The following is a 15,906-nucleotide window of genomic DNA, read 5'->3' on the forward strand; positions in this document are numbered from 1 at the left end:
CGAGGCGCCGTTTTCGGCACCGCGCGGCTGGAGGCGGTCTGATGCACTATACAGAATATAAGCATTCGGATCCGGCGCTCGTTCGGGAGATGGTGGAGACTTTTCCGTTCGCGACGATCATCGCGAACGGACCGGACGGACCCGTGACGGCACAGGCCCCGCTCACCTTCCGCGACGGAAGCGGGGCCGCGGGTGCCGTGGAATTCCACCTGGCCATCGCGAATCCGATCACGGACCGGCTGGCGTCCGGCGAGCCGATCACCGTCATGGTCCACGGTCCAGGAGCCCATGTCTCGCCAACATGGTTCAGCGCCAGCTTTCCGACCCCGACATCCGAACGGAACAGGACCGCGCCGACGTATAATTATGTCAGCCTCGCGATGGGCGGGCGGGTGAAGCATCGGGACGACCAGGCGCTGCAGGTTCAGATCGGGGATCTGGTGTTCGCCAACGAAGGGCCCGACGGTTGGCGTCTCGATGAACTGGCACCCGAACTGTGGGACGGCTGGCGCGGCGCGATCCGTCTGTACCGGATCGAGATCACCCGCTTCGACCTCACGGCCAAGCTCAGCCTCGGCGACGTACCCGAGGATCGTCCGGGGGTCGTCGACGGCCTGCGGCGACGCGGGATCCAGGATGACCAGGCGATGGCGCTGCTCGTCGATGGCTTCGCCGCAGGCTCCGGCTCCCTGACCGCGGGACTGCGCGCCCTGCGCATGCCCCCTGCCCGTCACTCGCGACTAGCGCGCCGGGCGAGAGGGGAGGGGCGTTCTGCTCATGACGGCCCGTCCTCGACGCCTATTCCGGTCGGGATCGATCCGCGGACGGCCGCCGGCCTTGCCATGCATGCTTGATCGCCAGGGCGGCCATGATGGTCGCGAGCATGACGACATAGGCGACCGCGCCGCCCACGGAGAGTGCCGGCAGGGCGGCGAGGACGAGACCATCGTTCCCGCCCGGGATCACCGCCGCCCCCAGCCCCATGAAAAAGCCGCCGCCGACCGTCTTTGCGACCGCGGGGATCGCGATTCCGCGCGGCCGCCACCGCTTGCGGCGGCGCGCGGCCGCCACCGCGCCCGCGATCGTGGCCGTCACCGTCAGTGCCGCCACGTCGTTCTCCAGGCTCATCGCAAGCGGCAGACTGCGGCGGACCAGATCCGCATAGGTCCAGGCCGGCGCGGTCGCATAGAGCGTACCTCCGGTAGCGCCGAGCACCAGCATGGCCAGGCCGAATGGCCATTGCCCCGGCGGGCGGGCGATACGGCCGCGTGAAACATGTGCGATCGTTGCGGCCAGGATCACCGCGAAAGCCGCCAGCACCGCATTGCCGGTCGCGCCGGGTGCGGACAAGATGCTGTCCCGGATGTCCTGCGTCCGGCCGATCCCGGTCCCGTCGGCCAGAAGAAAACCCGCGGCCAGACCGGCGGGCAGGAGGACGAGCCGAAGCTCGCCTTCTCCGAGCCGGCCGAGCGCGCCGAGCAGGCAGGCGTCGTTGAGCGTCGCGCCGATCCCGAAAATCACGGCCCCGGCCAGCATGGTGCCGCTCACACCCACGGTGCCGGCGAGCATCGCGGATCCGCCGGCGAACCACACCAACGGCACGGCGACCAGGCCTGCGGTCGCCGATGCGGCCAGGAGGCCGACGAACAGACGGGACCGACGATGATGAAGGATCTCGTACGCAGTCGCGACGGCGCAGGTGCCGCCCTGATTGACCGAGTAGCCCATCCAGAACGCCAGCACGCAGACGAGCAGGGTCGTCACGTGGCGGAACCGGCACCGTGCGGCACGGTCGGAAGGCCGACCGGGACGCAAGACGGCAAAGTTCGCCCGTTTGCTATGACTGATCGGTTTTCGGCGGTATTCGACGGCGCATGACCCATGTTCGTACCTTGCCCAACCCTGGCGCAAACGCCAACGACGATGCCGACGGATGGACCGAGCTCTACGACCGTGTCGTTCACACACTGAGCCGGCACGGCGTGGCCGATGGCTCTCCTAAAGTCGGGGAGGTGTTCCCGGATTTTTCGCTACCCGATACGGCAGGCCGTTATCAGTCGCTCCGTGCCTTGTGGTCGGACGGACCGGTCGTCCTGAGTTTCCAGCGCGGGCTTTGGTGCCCGTACTGCTCGCACGAACTGGCGAATTGGGCGGAGGTGCTGCCCGCATTGAACGAGACCGGCATCACGCTGGTCATCGTGGCGGGGGAAGTCGGCGATCGTGCGATCGCCCTCCGGAAGCTCGTCGGCGAGACTGCCATCATGCTGTGTGACGTCGATCACGGCGCCGCGCTCGCGACCGGGTTGGCGTTTCACGTCGAGGACGAGATGCGGGACCGCTATCTCGCGGCCGGCCTCGATCTGAGCGCGATCTACGGATCGGCGGGGTGGTTTCTTCCGGTACCCGCGACCTATGTGATCGATGCGGCCGGCATCGTGCGGTACGCGCACGCCGATGCCGATTTCCGGGTACGTGCCGATCCTCGCGACGTCGCGGCGCTTGCCATAGCGCTCCGGTGAGGCGCGTTGGAGCGCCGGCCCTTTTCGAACGGCGCAGGACGCATCCCAGATGATTGCGATCTTACGGTCGGAATAGCCCCGCCTCGACAGGAAATCGGCGGCTGCATCCGCGCCATCGATCTCGAAGCGGTCCTCGCGAATGAACGGTTCGACCAGCTCGAGGTCGTGCAGCATCGAACCGGCAAACAGCGTCTCCTCGTCACATCTGGCGCCTTGCGCCGCGCCCGCCGCGCGTCCGAAGGCGAAGGTTCGCATGACGTGATTGAACAGGAACGGTCGCGAATGATCCTGCGCCAGCCGCATGGCGGCGAGGCAGAGTTCCGTGTCGGGATGCCGCATGCGATCGTCTCCTGCCGGCCGGGGTCGATTACGACCGGTAGAGTTTCGCGGCCGGCGGGACGAAGGTTACGCCGGCAAGCGCCACCAGCATCGAAGCGATGAACGCATCGTCGGTATAGTCGAGAAGGGATCGCCAGAGCATTATCACCGCAGTGGTGAAGGCGAGGACGAATAACGCCACGACGATACGCTGGCCGGATCTGTTCGGGGTGCAATCGACGCAGAGGGCACTGGACGATGATGACAATAGAGGGCGCATGCTATTCTCCGATAAATTGGGTTGCCGACCGTCGGCGTGACTGGGTCAGGCGCAGCGGGCGAAAGTCGATCTGAGCCAGCTTTCCTGGAGCGGATCGAAGCCGGCCCGGCGAAGCGTCTCGGCCGCCGACGCGCGGGCGTGACCGCAGTGATGCTGCGCGTTGACGAAGCTCCTGAGCGCCTCGAGCCGGGGATCGGCGAGCGGCTGAATACTTTGATGACCGAACAGTCGAAGCGAAAGCCGCGTGAAGAACCGACCGATTCCGGTAGTTGGAAGCAGTCCCCTGCCGCGCTCTGCATGGGCGAGCACAAGTACGGTACGCTCGAGCGGCGTAAATGCCGCGGCCGAGGGCGCAACGGCCTCGGCATGGACGGTATCGATGGGGGTCTGATACATAGGGTTGCTCCGTTGATCTGCGAGAAAACTACGAACAACCCTCCGCCAGCGGAAATGCCGTTGGCGTATCGTTTCGATAGCTGCCGCGTGGAACGCCGAGGCAGTTGCCGGATGTGATCGCAAGGCAGCCTCTGGAGCGATCGATCCGCCGACCGGCCGCGCCGGAATGAACGGGCCATATCCGGGCCGCTTGGCCACCGGGAATCCGCGCCTTCGAGGCCCGGCAGTCACAAGTGACCCGTCGGCGAACGCAGGTACCCACGCGCCGTAACGATGCCGGATGCGGCTATGGCGTCAACGACGGCGGAAGGTCACCCGGAGCGTCACCGGGCGGGTCGTGCCAGCGGCTGCCCCCTTTCCACGATGTACGTGACGACCACCTTCAACGGGACCTTGCCGACAGGCTTCGCGCGGTGGACCCGGCCTGCCGGGATGGCGAAGCTGTCGCCGGTCCTGATGGTGCGCGTCGGTTCGCCTTCGACCTCCAGAAGGGACGCGCCTGCCAGGACGTAGCCGATCTCGTTCTCCGCGTGGCTATGCCGCTCGGCGGGTGCGCTCGGCTGGATCACCGCGATGCCGATGCTCTCCTCCTTCGACGGATCGGACGCGAGCGGCAGTTTCTGAAGCTCCGTCCAGACTATTCCCTTGATGTCGCTGCCTCCACCCTGTGCAAGCGCGTGCGTCCCGGACCCGATCGCCAGCACGGCCGCCGCGATCATCGTCCGATGCCCGACCGACCAGCCTTTCGTGAGCCTATCCATATCGTCTCTCCTGAAACATCGTGGTGCGGTTCGCACCAACCTGTTGTTCGTCCGGATGGAATGCATAGTTACAGCATCACGTAATTGATTTATTATACTTTATTTTACGACCATAGTAATTTTATGGTTCGGACAATGATCTTTATTCGCGGAGCGGCCATGGATTAAACGTTCGACGAGTTCATCCACTAGACATGTTCCACGTTCAGTCCGTCCGGGTGGCGCGCATACAGCATGCTACCCGGACGGCACGTCGATGATCGGTTGGGTGATGACGCACCCTCGGCAGGGCGGGCAGTGCTGGTGCGCGCCACGTCGACGACGTGGCGCCGTCTTACGGCTTCGGCTTGTCGACTGCCGGCGCGCGATCCTTATGTTCGATCGGATACCAGCGGTAGCCGGAACCGTCGGCGGAGATGTGCCCCACGCCCGGGAACGGCAGGTGGGGTGCCGCGATCAGCGCACGGTCGCGGGCAAAGCGCCTGAACGCGGCCTGCCGGGCTATGCGCGCCTCATCCTGCCGGACGTCGTAGGTGATCGTCACGTCGGGCCGCGGGAACTGGACCGCGCCGGAATGGATGACGTCACCGACGAAGACGATGCTCTGACCCTTGCTGGTCAGGGTGAAGAATGCGGTGCCGGGCGTGTGGCCGGGGTGCAATTCCGCGCGGATGCCCGGCAGGATGTCGCGGTCCGTATCGAACGTCTTCACCTGGCCGGCAGTGACATAGGGCTTCAGCGTCTGTTCGGTCTCCGTCCAGTAATGCTTGTCGATGCCGGTCCTGGTCGCGTTGGTGGCGTCCGAGAAGAACCGAACGTCCGCGCCGCCGACATGCACGGTGGCGCGCGGGAAGACGATCTTGCCCGCCTTGGTCAGCCCGCCGCTATGATCGGAGTGGACATGCGTGATGAGGATATCCGTGATCGTGTCCGGCGCGGCGCCGGCCGCCGCGAGCGCGTCGAGCATCCGGCCCGCATTCCCCGCCCCGAAAAGATCGCCGGCACCGACATCGACGAGGATGCGCCGCCCGTTGAAGTCGATCAGATAGGCATTGATCGGCGCCTCTGCGGGGTTCGACAGGAAGCTGCGGGTGAGCAGTTCGTCGATCGTCTTGGCCGGCGCGCCGCGCAGCATCTGGTGCAGGTCCAGCGGGACCGTTCCATCGGACAAGGCCGTCACCGTGGCATCGCCGATGGTGAAGCGGTATGTCGCCGGCGTCGTCTGCCGGACAGCGCCTGGCACGGTGTCGGACATCGTGACGGGCACAGCGGCGGCGGCAATCGCCAGGGGCGAGGCGATGGCGAGTGCGAAGAGGGCGAATGCTTTCGATCGGATCATGTCGTTCATTCCTGTTGATTATAGAAAGCGTGAGACTTGGACTGGCCGGGAAGTGGCGTTGCGAGGAGCGGCACCGTCAGGGAGGTCGCTGGCTTAGCGCGCACCCCGGCAGCGCAGCGGCGCTAGGACAAGGCCGCGATCACCGCCGCAGGGTCTGCGCGCAGCCGGAAATCGGGTTCGACGAACGCGAAGCGGACGATGCCGCCGCGATCGATGGCGAAGGTCGCCGGAACCGTGAGGAACCAGCTGTCCGAGCCGTAGATCGCCCCCAGGTCCAGCCCGCATGCCAGATAGCGCCGCCGGAGTTCCGGATCGCTCCGAAACGCAAGCCCGGCGCGCAGGGCGACGCCGTGATCGACGTCGCACAGAACCTCCGCGCGACCTCCCAGCAGATCGCGGAGCACGGCAAGTCTGCCATCGACCTCGGGCACCACCGCGACGAAGCGTGCGTGCAGGCTGGCCAGCATCGGCATCCGCGATGCCCATCCCGCCAGCTCCCGCCGGCAATAGGGGCACCAGCCCCCGCGGTTGAAGCTGAGGACCACCGGCCCATCGGAAAGCATCGCGTGAAGCGTCCTGTAACCGCCCATCCCGTCTGGCAGGGCGAAGTCCGGGAAGCGTTCGTCGACGCGTGGCGCCGTGGTGCCGGCTCCGTGGCGCCGGAGGCGGTCCACGACGTCCCGGAACAGGTCGGCCCATTTGGGAGAGGTCTGTTCGCAGTCCGTCAGGGCATCGAATATGGCTGCATTTCTCATGACCGGGATATGCGCGCGATCGCGCGATCCGGGTAGAGATCGGCAGGCATGCGTTCGATGCGCGCTGAGCATCGGAAAGGCGGCGTGGACCGCCGTCGCCACGCGTCATTCCATGGCCGCCAACAGGGCGTCGACCGCGTCGTGGCGCGCGTCGAGCGAGGCGGCGATGTCCGCAAGCTCGATGTCGAGGTCGCCTTCGTCAAGGGCCAGGATCCGCGCGACGATCACGTCGACGCGGGACCGGCCCGCCGGACCATAGCCGTCCGGATATCCGGGAACGGATGGCCGGGCGATCGTTCGCGAAGGGTCCGGCATGATGGTCGCGGGATAATGAACGAATGAGGGGCTTTTGGTCACGGCGTTCCTCTCGGCCCGCGTCCGATCGATCGGGCGGGCAGGGGTGGATGCTATTCCGTCGCGGAAGGGGCGGCAGCGACCGTCTCGATCCGGAGATCGCCCTCCAGCGTGCGATGCACGGGACAGCGATCCGCGATCTTGAGCAGCAGCGTGCGCTGTTCACCGGACAGGGGGCCGGTCAGATCCACGTGCCGGGTGATGCGGTCGATCTTGCCCTGTCCGGTTTCACAGTCCTGCGCGTGGACACGGTCGTGGCGCAGCCCGACGCTGACATCGCGCAGCGGGATACCCTCACGCGCGGCGAACAGCTTTACCGTCATCGCGGTGCAGGTGCCGAGCGCCGCCAGGAGCAGGTCGTAGGGCGTGGGTCCGGCGTCCCATCCACCAAGTCGCGATGGTTCGTCGGCGACGAACCGATGCTCGCCCGCGACCACGTCCTGCAGGAACTTGCCATCGGTCGAGCGCACCTGGACGGTCCCTTCGACGTCGATCGCCGGTTCCGGTACCGGGTCCAGATAGCGTTCCGCCCAGGATGCGATCATCGCGGCCACCTGCTCGCCGTCCCGCTTGTCCGTTAGCAGATGATCGGCGCCGTCGAGCGACATGAACGACTTGGGGTGTAGCGCGGCGTCGAAGATCTCCCGCGCATTGTCGATGCCGACGATCTCGTCGGTGGGGGCGTGCATGACCAGCAACGCCCGCTTCAGCCCGGCCAGGCGTCGCCCCTGATCCTGGCCGCGCGCCGCATCGAGGAAGTCCTTGCGGACGGTGAAGGTGCGGCCGCCGATAGTGATCTCCGCCGCCCCGGCCTGCTCGATCTCGTCAATGCGCGACCCGAAGTGGTGGAGGACATGCGCGGGGTCGAAGGGCGCACCGATCGTCACGACGGCCTTCACGCTCGGCACGTCCCCTGCGGCAGCGATCACGGCAGCGCCGCCGAGCGAATGTCCGACGAGCATGGTCGGCGACTGCCAGTTCTCGGACAGATACCGTGCGGCCTGCTTCAGATCCTCGACGTTCGCGGCGAAATGGCTGTCCGCGAATTCGCCGCCGCTCGCGCCGAGGCCGGTGAAATCGAAGCGGAGCGTCGCAATGCCGTGCAGCGTCAGCGCCTGCGCGATCCGCTTGGCCGCGTGGCTCTTCGAGGAGCAGCTGAAGCAGTGGGCGAAAAGCGCGAACGCCCGCGGTTTTCCCGGCGGCAGGTCGAGCGCACCCGCAAGCGCCACGCCGTCCGCGTTCGTGAACGAGATCTTCTCCGATCGCATTGGTGCAGTCCTCCTATGTCAGTCCTATTCGTGGCGTCGAACCGATGCGTTACAAGTCGGGGAATATGAGGCGGGCGCGTGGTCCGTCAGGTCGAGCGCCCTGCCTCCAACATGCCCTTTCAAACATCGGGCTTCGCGACGTCCATGTGACTTTCACAATCCAGGTTCTTGCGAGCGTTGCTGCGATGCGCGATCGGGGGGTCGGTTGAGCGCAACGGATGACGGGCGCTGCGAGGTCGCGAGTTGAGCCTGAAAAACGATCTTCCGCGGCCCGGTCAAGGCGCCGAGCCACGCACGGCGCCACATGGGCTCACCGACGATGCGGTGTTGCAGGCGTTATGGACCGGCCATGAAACAAGCCTTTGTCGGCAGGGGCAGGGGCAGGGGCAGGAACACGGGCACCTGGTGCGCATCGCCGCGCAAACCTGTCCGCCCGCGCTCCGAACGGCCCTGCTCGAAGCCGAGCTGGGCCTGGCGGCAAGGCTGGACGCGAGTTGGGCGGTAAGGCCCATCGCACTCCAGCGGCGCGCCGGTGAGCTTGGGCTGGTGTTGGAAGATCCGGGCGGCGAGCCGCTCGAACGCCATCTGGCCGCGCCGCTGACCCTCGAAGCGGCGCTGTCTCTTTCGCTCGTCCTCGTCGCTGCCGTGGGGCAGATGCACGCCGCCGGTCTGGTTCACCGCGACCTGCGTCCCGAACATATGCTGTACGACGCCCAAACCCGGACATTGCGGCTGACGGGGTTCGGTCATGCGCGGCTGGTCGCGACGGCGCCCGAGGCCACGCCTCACCTGCCACGGGACGCGATGCCCTACCTCGCGCCCGAGCAGACCGGCCGGCTCGCGCTTCCGGTCGATACGCGCGCCGACCTTTATGCGGTGGGTGTCGTTCTCTTCCGCCTCGTGACGGGACGCACCCCGTTCCAGGCCGCGAACATGTTGGCCTGGGTCCATGCGCACCTTGCCCAAAGACCGCCTGCCGCCGAAGACGTCGCCGGAGTGCCCCGCCCGGTTTCGCGCCTGATCGGCAGGCTGCTCGCCAAGGCGCCGGACGACCGTTACCAGACCGCCGCCGGCGTGGAGGCCGATCTCCGACGCTGCCTGGCGGCGCTCCGGACCGAGGGCTGCGTCACCGATTTCCCCCTGGGTGCCTTCGATCTGGCGGCCAGCCTCGTGACGTCCGGCATGGTGTTCGGCCGTGAAGCCGAACTGGCGGTATTGCAGGAGACCTGGGCAGGCCTGCGGGCGGGGCAACCGTCGGCGGTCGTCCTGTTGGGCGGACCGGCGGGGGTGGGAAAATCCTCGATCGTCAGCGCCTTCGAAATCGCGCGCGAAGACCGGGGTCTGGTCGTCCGGGGCAAGGGCGACCAGCAGAAGCAGGACGTCCCCTATGGGGCCCTCAGTCAGGCGCTGGCCCAGCTGGTCGGTCATGTCACGAGCCTGGACGCCGGCGCGCGTACGCTGTGGCAAGACAGGCTGAGATCGGCGCTGGGCGTCAATGCTCAGGCCATGGTCAATCTCGTGCCCGATCTTGCGACGATCCTCGGCGAGCAGAAGGCTCTGGTCCCCCTGCCGCCGGGTGAGGCCGAGGCCCGCTTCCAGCAGGCCTTCGAAACGTTCCTGGCGCAATTTGCGACGCCTGACGGGCCGCTGACGCTGATGCTCGACGACCTGCAATGGCTCGATCGCGCCAGCCTCATCCTTTTGGAGCGGATGATCGCCAACGGGCTTCCCCGCGGGCTGTTGCTGATCGGCGTTTATCGTAGCGACGCGGTCGACCCGAACCATCCGTTGCGGTTCTTGCTGGATGTGACGCAGCGCCACGCGGGGCCGGGGGCTCATCTTGCCGTCGCGCCGCTGGCGCAGCAGCACGTCGCGACGTGGCTGTCGGGCCTGCTGCGTTGGCCGAGCCAGGAGATTGACGCCCTCGCGGCCGTGTTGCACGACAAGACCGGCGGCACCCCGCTGGCCGTGTCCCAGTTTCTCGCCGCCCTGATCCAGGATGGCCTCGTAACGGCCGAAGCCGGATCGGCGGATCTTGCGCGCATTCGCCGTCGCCCATTTGCCGACAACATGGTCGGCTTGATGCTGGCCAAGCTGGGCGGCCTGCCGGAGGACAGCCAGGACGCCCTGAAAATGCTGGCCTGCCTTGGCAATGGCGGCGACGCAGACCTGCTCGCCCGCCTGCTCGACGTCGATGACCGCAGCCTCGAAGCGATGCTCTGGCAAGCGGCGCAGGCCGGCCTGCTGGTCCGTGGCGAACAGGGTTACGCGTTTCTTCACGACCGCATCCAGGAAGCGGCCTATCTGGCGATCGAGCCCTCGCTGCGACCTGTTCGACACCTGATGATCGGCCGGGCGATGATCGCGCGCAACGCCCACGGCGAAGCGCTGTTCGATATCGTCCACCATTTTTCCCGGGCCGGCGATCTGGTGGTCGACCCCGAAGAGATACTGGCGCTCGTCCAGCTGCGACTGGCGGCGGCCGAGCGGGCCATGGCGGCCATGGCCCATGCCGCGGCGCGTCTCTATCTGGAAAAAGCGCTGGCCGACCTGGGGCCTGATCCCTGGCAGCTTCATGCCGATCTCGCCTTTCGACTGGAGATCCGAAGGGTCGAGTGTCTGGTTCAGGCAGGCGAGCATGACCGTGCCGAAGCCGCCCTTGCCCGACTTCCCCGCCGGACCCGGAAACCCGCGCACGGCGCCGTGATCCGCCGGGCCCAGGCCGACCTCTTGACCATGCTGGGCCGCTTTTCGGACGCGGTGGCGGTCGGGTTGGAGGGTCTGGCCGAGTTCGGGACCGTCTGTCCCGCCCGCCCCGGCATCGAGGATGTCAGACGGGAGGTCGCGCGCCTGAACCAGGGGTTGGAGGTGCGCGCCCTTTCAGACCTGGCGCTGGCCCCGGCCATGCGCGATCCAGCGCAACTGGCGATCATGGACCTGCTGGCGCGCGTCCTGCCGGCGGCGCTGTACACCGATCGCAACTTGCACAGCTATCTGACCGTCTGGATGGCCAATCTGTCGCTGCGTGAAGGGTTGGCGGACACTTCGAGCCTGTCCTTCATCATGCTGAGCCGGGTGCTGGGACCGTATGCCGGGGATTATGAAAGCGGGTTTCGCTTCGGGCGTTTCGGCTATGACCTGATCGACGCGCGCGGCCCGGACTCGCTGCGCCCCTCGGCCTATCTGTGCTTCGCCGCGTTCTGCAACATCTGGACGAGTCCGGCGCGGGACAGCGTCCCGATCCTGTGCAAGGCGCTTGCCGCCGCGAAGGCTGTGGGAGACCAGACCTACGCCGCGTACAGTTACAACAACCTGGTGGCGAACCTGCTCCTGACCGGCGGCTGGCTGGCCGATGTCGAGGCGCTTGCCGTCGAGGGCCTGACCTATGCCCAGGGTGCGCGATTTGGACTGGCCGAGATGATCCTCGAGGTCCAGGCGCGCTTGGCGAGGGGACTTGGCGGCCGAACGCCCGATATGCGCTTGCTGGCGAGACCGCGGAAGAGGAAGCCGCACTTCTCTCCCGGATGCGGGATCGGGCCGGATTCGAGCTGGCGGTCTGCTGGTTCTGGGTGCGCAAGTTGCAGGTCTGTGTCGTCGCCGGTGACCTGGCGGCCGGGCGCCACGCCGCGAATCAGGCCGAGCCGCTGCTGTGGGCCTCGGCCGAGTTTGTCGAACTGGCCGAGTTCCACTTCTACGCCGCGATTGCGCGCGCCGGTGCGGCGGCCGACGACCGCGCCGCCCTGATCGATCTTCGTCGCCACCGCGATCAACTCAGGGCCTGGGCGCGCTATTGTCCGGAGACTTTTACCTGCCGCGCTTTGCTGGTCGAGGCCGAGCTTTGCGCGCGCGAGGATGACGTTCTCGGCGCCCAGCGGCTCTATGAGGCGGCGATGGCCGCGGCGCGCACCGAGGGCTTCCCCAACGTCGAAGCGCTGGCCGCCGAACGCGCCGCGGCGCTGGTCGCCGAGCGGGGCCTGACGATCGTCGCGGAAGCCTACCGCGCCAAGGCGCGCGACGCCTACGACCGGTGGGGCGCGCGCGGGAAGGTCGCCCAGCTGGAGAACGCCGCGCTGGCCGTGGGGTTGGCGGCGGACCGCGCAGCCGCGCCCACCTCGCTCGACGCGCTCTATGTGGCCAGCGTCGTGCGGGCGTCGCAGGTGGTTTCCAATGAAATCCTGCTCGACGATCTGATCGAGAAGCTGATGGCCGTCCTGATGGAGCAGGCGGGGGCCGATCGGGTCGTGCTGTTCCTCGCCCGCGACGGACAGCTGGTTGCGGCCGCCGAAACTCATATCGACGACGACGGCCAGGGACTTTCGGTGGTGTCGCCGTCTCCGGAAGCAGCCGAAAGCGCCGCGCCTTTGTCGATCGTCCACGCCGCGTTCCGCGACCGCGCGCCCGTGCTGCTCGCCGATGCACGGCACGACGAAACTTTCCAGAACGACGTCTATCTGACCAGCGCGCAGCCGCGCTCGGTCCTGGCCTTGCCGCTCATCAAGCAGAATCAGGTGATCGGCGTCGCCTATCTCGAAAATCGCCTTACCGCGGGGGTGTTCACGCCACGACAGGCGGCGGTTCTGGAGTTGCTAGCGGCGCAAGCGGCGATCTCTCTGGAGAATGCGCGGCTCTATAGCGATCTCCTTGCCGAACACCAGCAGCGCCAGATGGCCGAATCGGCCTTGCGGTCGGCGCAGAGCGACCTCGAACATGCCGCCCGCCTGACCACCATGGGGGAACTCACCGCCTCTATCGCCCATGAGCTGGGGCAACCGCTCACCGCCATCGTCGGCAACGCCAATGCCTGCCTGCGATGGCTTTCCCGCGCCGAGCCCAATCTCGATCGCGCGATGCAGAGCGCACAGGCCCTCGTCCGTGACGGCAAGCGGGCCAGTGATGTGGTGTCCAGCATTCGCGGGCTCAGCAAGAACGGGGTCGGCGAGAAGGTCGCGATGGATTTGAACACCGCGCTACAGGAGGTGCTCGACATTCTGGCCGGCGAATGCGCGCGTAGATCCATTGCGTTGGAAGTGAGCCTGACGCCCGAACCGCTGTCGGTCATCGCCGACCGGGTCCAGTTGCAACAGGTGTTCCTGAACCTGATCCTCAACGCCGTGCAGGCCATGTCGGAGTTTGCCGGGCGCGGGGTGTTGAAGATCACCTCCGGGATCGACGGCGCGGACGCGCGCGTCGAGATCGAGGACAATGGGCCAGGCGTCTCGTCGGATCGACAGGCCAAGATCTTCGACGCCTTCTACACCACCAAGTCCGGGGGGTTGGGGCTGGGACTTTCGCTGTGCCGCTCGATTGTCGAGGGCCATGGCGGCCGGCTGACCCTGCGTGACGCCCAGCCCAGCGGGGCCGTCTTCGAGGCCGCGTTGCCGCTGGTCTGACGATCGACCAAATCAGACGGACAGGAAAAGGGACGGTCGTGGCCCTCAGGACCGTTTGTAGGGGTGATCCACAACCCGCAAGATCAGCGCTTCTTGGCGGCCACGATATCGAGTTGCTCGGCGAACAGAACCAGGTCGGGAAGCGACCGCGCACCCATTTTTTCCATCACCTGCCGCTTGTGGACCTTGGCGGTCACTTCACTGATCCCCAGCTCGGTGGCCATCTGCTTGTTCATCAGGCCGCCGATGGCCAGGGCGAAGGTTTCCTTCTCGCGGGGGGTAAGGGTCGCGTAGCGCCGCTTCGCGTCGGCATTTGCCGCATTGCTCCGGATCTGTTCCGCGTCGCGCGCCAGGGCGGTTTCGATCGCCCACAGCAGGTCGTCCTCGGCGATCGGCTTGGTCAGGAACTCCAGCGCGCCGGCCTTCATCGCCCGCACGGTCATCGGGATCGTACCGAAGGCGGTCATGAAGATCAGCGGCAGGACGCGGCCACGGCCGGCAAGGGCGGCCTGCAGATCGAACCCGCTCATTCCCGGCATATGCACATCGACCAGAACGCAGGCCGGCACGTCGGGAACGGAAGCGGCCAGAAAGTCCGCAGGAGACGCGAAACTGGTGACCGCATAGTCCGCCGAGTTGAGTTGCCCGGTCAGCGCCTCCCGAATATCGGCGTCGTCGTCGACGATGAAGATCATTGATGGGGTAGTGCTCATGAGGCCTTCATGGGGTGTGTGAGATGGTGGACACGGCGAGATCACAGCCGCCTGTCGGCAGGCTTCCGCATGGGGCATGGGCTGCCGGGGGCCGAATGGCAAGCCGGAGCGCAAACCCCGCCCGGGGGACTGCCGACGTCGATCAAGTCCTTGTCACCACGGCGAAGTTTCCCTGCCGACGCGAGACCGCGCGGTTGATCACAGCGGCCGGCGTGCCGTGATCTAGCCCTGTGCGAGCGCGATGGCGGCTTCGATCACCGCGAGCAGATCGTCCTCGTCGAAAGGTTTGCACAGAAACGCGAACGCCCCGCCTTCGATGGCGCGCGTCCGGGTTTCATCATCGCAGCACGCCGTGAGAAAGATGATCGGTGTCGTCCAGGCCCGAGCACGGAGCGCCTGCTGCAACGCAAACCCGGTCACGGCCTTCATGCGCACGTCCAGGATCGCGCAGTCACCCTCGGGCAATGGATCGGACTCGAGCAGGGCTTCGCCGGAGTCGAAGCCGGCGGTGTCGTACCCGATCGAGGCCAGGAGATTTTCGAGGCTGGAACGCACGTGGCGGTCATCGTCGACGAGGAGGATGAGCGCCATGCTCAGGGCCGTGCGGCGGGTGACGAACAGGGGGTCATGCGACCGATGATAGGGAGCGCCCGATACCCTGCCTATTGATCGTCAGGATAGGTACGGCGTTTCCGCGAGGCGTGGGTCGCAGAGCCGGCGCCTGCCCCGAGACGACGGATGCGGCGAGCCTCGCGGACTATTATCCCTTTGGGTCATATACCCAGAGACAATAGAACGGGGTCAAACATGCCCTTAGTGCGAAGTCATCACCTCGCGCTGAAGGCCGCTCGCCATGTCGTATCCCAGCCAGATCCGTAGTTATAGAGATCCGCATACTATTGGCGGTGGTCCCGCACTGTCACGCGTTGCTCGAACATTGGTCATGGCTGCCGCTTTTCCAGGGCAATGCCGTACGGTGCCGTTTCCGGGTCCGGCGGGGCCGCCAGCGCCTTCGCCTGTGTGCGCATCGGCCAACCGTGCAAGTCAACGCAATTTCGGGGCAGGGCTTGCCGGTGGGCGGACCCGTCACAGCGGACGTCGCCGTCTTTCCGAAGGCGCGTCGGCGGGACCGTATCCTCGCTGCCATCGACCGGATCATGCCGCTTCGGGAGCACCAGAATGACTGGCGCTCAACCATGCAGGGCCGATACCGCACGTCGCACGCGCGACCATGATGCAGTCGGCGAACGCTGGGCGGGCCTCATGACGGCGGCCCAATCCGGGCATGGCGTCGCCTACAACAGGTTGCTGACCGAGTTGGTCGGCTGGCTGCGGCAATTCTATTCGCGCCGACTGCCGCCCAACATGGTGGACGACGTGGTCCAGGAAACGCTCATAGCGCTTCACACCAAGCGGCACAGCTATGAGCCGGGCCGACCCTTCCGACCATGGGTGGCGGGGATTGCCCGCTACAAATGGATCGATCGGCTACGCGAGATGAGTCGGGACCGCCTGGAGCCGATCGCGGATCACGACGCCGCGCTCAAGGATCACGGGCCCGCAATCGCGAGCCGGATTGCGGTGAACGGGCTCCTCACGCGGCTCAAGCCCGAACAGGCGCGCGTGATCCGCATGGTGAAGATCGAGGGCCTGAGCATCGAAGAGACATCTACCGCGACGGGGCAGTCTGCCTCGTTGGTGAAGGTCAACATCCACCGTGGCATCGCGAAGCTTGCGGCGTTGGTGGATGAAACGGCGCACTGAACCCGAATACATATTCGGACCAAGGCGTAACCATTGCACGATTGCGGAC

15 protein-coding genes are annotated in these 15,906 nt (G+C 66.5%); 5 read left to right on the forward strand and 10 right to left on the reverse strand.

The features are described 5' to 3' along the window. Window positions 1–41: 41 nt before the first annotated feature. Window positions 42–854 carry an FMN-binding negative transcriptional regulator gene (locus BKY59_RS09395; RefSeq protein ID WP_076070926.1) on the forward strand — a complete coding sequence of 271 codons (813 nt, stop codon included), beginning with the start codon at window positions 42–44 and terminating at the stop codon, window positions 852–854. On the opposite strand, the gene BKY59_RS09400 is transcribed toward BKY59_RS09395, so the two are convergent. Then, window positions 799–1,764 carry a YeeE/YedE thiosulfate transporter family protein gene (locus tag BKY59_RS09400; protein ID WP_076070928.1) on the reverse strand — a complete coding sequence of 322 codons (966 nt, stop codon included), beginning with the start codon at window positions 1,762–1,764 and terminating at the stop codon, window positions 799–801. The genes BKY59_RS09395 and BKY59_RS09400 overlap by 56 nt on opposite strands. Window positions 1,765–1,874: 110 nt before the next feature. Here BKY59_RS09400 and BKY59_RS18355 point away from each other — a divergent pair, with 110 nt between their 5' ends. After that, window positions 1,875–2,519: a peroxiredoxin-like family protein gene (locus tag BKY59_RS18355; RefSeq protein ID WP_083672023.1), complete on the forward strand. Its 645-nt coding sequence runs from the start codon at window positions 1,875–1,877 to the stop codon at window positions 2,517–2,519. Between the two features lie 367 nt (window positions 2,520–2,886). Here BKY59_RS18355 and BKY59_RS17685 read toward each other — a convergent pair whose 3' ends face one another. The 7 genes from BKY59_RS17685 to BKY59_RS09435 form a co-directional block, all read right to left on the reverse strand. Continuing rightward, a complete protein-coding gene (locus tag BKY59_RS17685; protein ID WP_165374826.1) occupies window positions 2,887–3,039 on the reverse strand; it encodes a hypothetical protein in 153 nt (50 codons plus the stop codon). 123 nt (window positions 3,040–3,162) lie between these two features. Then, window positions 3,163–3,513, reverse strand: a complete 351-nt coding sequence (locus tag BKY59_RS09410; protein WP_076070931.1) for a hypothetical protein — start codon at window positions 3,511–3,513, stop codon at window positions 3,163–3,165. 323 nt (window positions 3,514–3,836) lie between these two features. Further along, entirely contained in the window at window positions 3,837–4,274 is a 438-nt protein-coding gene (locus tag BKY59_RS09415) for a cupin domain-containing protein (protein ID WP_165374827.1), read from the reverse strand. Window positions 4,275–4,608: 334 nt separating this feature from the next. Continuing rightward, window positions 4,609–5,613, reverse strand: coding sequence for an MBL fold metallo-hydrolase (locus BKY59_RS09420; protein WP_076071013.1), 1,005 nt, complete (start codon window positions 5,611–5,613; stop codon window positions 4,609–4,611). 122 nt (window positions 5,614–5,735) lie between these two features. After that, the gene (locus BKY59_RS09425; RefSeq protein WP_083672025.1) at window positions 5,736–6,368 is read right to left on the reverse strand and encodes a peroxiredoxin-like family protein; all 633 of its coding nucleotides are present in this window, start codon (window positions 6,366–6,368) and stop codon (window positions 5,736–5,738) included. Between the two features lie 105 nt (window positions 6,369–6,473). Then, complete coding sequence (locus tag BKY59_RS09430) at window positions 6,474–6,683, reverse strand: hypothetical protein (RefSeq protein WP_076070933.1); 210 nt, start codon at window positions 6,681–6,683, stop codon at window positions 6,474–6,476. 92 nt (window positions 6,684–6,775) lie between these two features. Continuing rightward, window positions 6,776–7,990 (reverse strand): bifunctional alpha/beta hydrolase/OsmC family protein, encoded by a 1,215-nt coding sequence (locus tag BKY59_RS09435; RefSeq protein ID WP_076070935.1) that lies wholly within the window; start codon window positions 7,988–7,990, stop codon window positions 6,776–6,778. Between the two features lie 243 nt (window positions 7,991–8,233). Here BKY59_RS09435 and BKY59_RS09440 point away from each other — a divergent pair, with 243 nt between their 5' ends. Together BKY59_RS09440 and BKY59_RS18105 are read left to right on the forward strand one after the other, a co-directional pair. Further along, window positions 8,234–11,734: an ATP-binding protein gene (locus BKY59_RS09440; protein ID WP_076070937.1), complete on the forward strand. Its 3,501-nt coding sequence runs from the start codon at window positions 8,234–8,236 to the stop codon at window positions 11,732–11,734. A gap of 146 nt (window positions 11,735–11,880) precedes the next feature. After that, window positions 11,881–13,380: a sensor histidine kinase gene (locus BKY59_RS18105; RefSeq protein WP_276205502.1), complete on the forward strand. Its 1,500-nt coding sequence runs from the start codon at window positions 11,881–11,883 to the stop codon at window positions 13,378–13,380. A gap of 83 nt (window positions 13,381–13,463) precedes the next feature. On the opposite strand, the gene BKY59_RS09450 is transcribed toward BKY59_RS18105, so the two are convergent. After that, window positions 13,464–14,171, reverse strand: a complete 708-nt coding sequence (locus BKY59_RS09450) for a response regulator transcription factor (protein WP_206362045.1) — start codon at window positions 14,169–14,171, stop codon at window positions 13,464–13,466. A gap of 144 nt (window positions 14,172–14,315) precedes the next feature. Continuing rightward, the gene (locus BKY59_RS09455; protein WP_076070942.1) at window positions 14,316–14,684 is read right to left on the reverse strand and encodes a response regulator transcription factor; all 369 of its coding nucleotides are present in this window, start codon (window positions 14,682–14,684) and stop codon (window positions 14,316–14,318) included. 672 nt (window positions 14,685–15,356) lie between these two features. Between BKY59_RS09455 and BKY59_RS09460 the strand changes: the two genes are divergently transcribed. Beyond that, window positions 15,357–15,857, forward strand: coding sequence for a sigma-70 family RNA polymerase sigma factor (locus tag BKY59_RS09460; RefSeq protein WP_076070944.1), 501 nt, complete (start codon window positions 15,357–15,359; stop codon window positions 15,855–15,857). The last annotated feature ends 49 nt before the right edge of the window (window positions 15,858–15,906 follow it).

This window comes from Sphingomonas montana, assembly GCF_001956315.1.
In the GTDB taxonomy this organism is placed as follows: domain Bacteria; phylum Pseudomonadota; class Alphaproteobacteria; order Sphingomonadales; family Sphingomonadaceae; genus Sphingomonas_R; species Sphingomonas_R montana.

Bases quoted from the DNA above. Each gene is read 5' to 3' on its own strand.
- BKY59_RS09395 (WP_076070926.1), top strand. From the start codon at position 42: ATGCACTATACAGAATATAAGCATTCGGATCCGGCGCTCGTTCGGGAG.
- BKY59_RS18355 (WP_083672023.1), top strand. From the start codon at position 1,875: ATGACCCATGTTCGTACCTTGCCCAACCCTGGCGCAAACGCCAACGAC.
- BKY59_RS09410 (WP_076070931.1), bottom strand. From the start codon at position 3,513: ATGTATCAGACCCCCATCGATACCGTCCATGCCGAGGCCGTTGCGCCC.
- BKY59_RS09415 (WP_165374827.1), bottom strand. From the start codon at position 4,274: ATGGATAGGCTCACGAAAGGCTGGTCGGTCGGGCATCGGACGATGATC.
- BKY59_RS09420 (WP_076071013.1), bottom strand. From the start codon at position 5,613: ATGATCCGATCGAAAGCATTCGCCCTCTTCGCACTCGCCATCGCCTCG.
- BKY59_RS09425 (WP_083672025.1), bottom strand. From the start codon at position 6,368: ATGAGAAATGCAGCCATATTCGATGCCCTGACGGACTGCGAACAGACC.
- BKY59_RS09430 (WP_076070933.1), bottom strand. From the start codon at position 6,683: ATGCCGGACCCTTCGCGAACGATCGCCCGGCCATCCGTTCCCGGATAT.
- BKY59_RS09435 (WP_076070935.1), bottom strand. From the start codon at position 7,990: ATGCGATCGGAGAAGATCTCGTTCACGAACGCGGACGGCGTGGCGCTT.
- BKY59_RS18105 (WP_276205502.1), top strand. From the start codon at position 11,881: ATGGCCGCGGCGCGCACCGAGGGCTTCCCCAACGTCGAAGCGCTGGCC.
- BKY59_RS09450 (WP_206362045.1), bottom strand. From the start codon at position 14,171: ATGCCCCATGCGGAAGCCTGCCGACAGGCGGCTGTGATCTCGCCGTGT.
- BKY59_RS09455 (WP_076070942.1), bottom strand. From the start codon at position 14,684: ATGGCGCTCATCCTCCTCGTCGACGATGACCGCCACGTGCGTTCCAGC.
- BKY59_RS09460 (WP_076070944.1), top strand. From the start codon at position 15,357: ATGACGGCGGCCCAATCCGGGCATGGCGTCGCCTACAACAGGTTGCTG.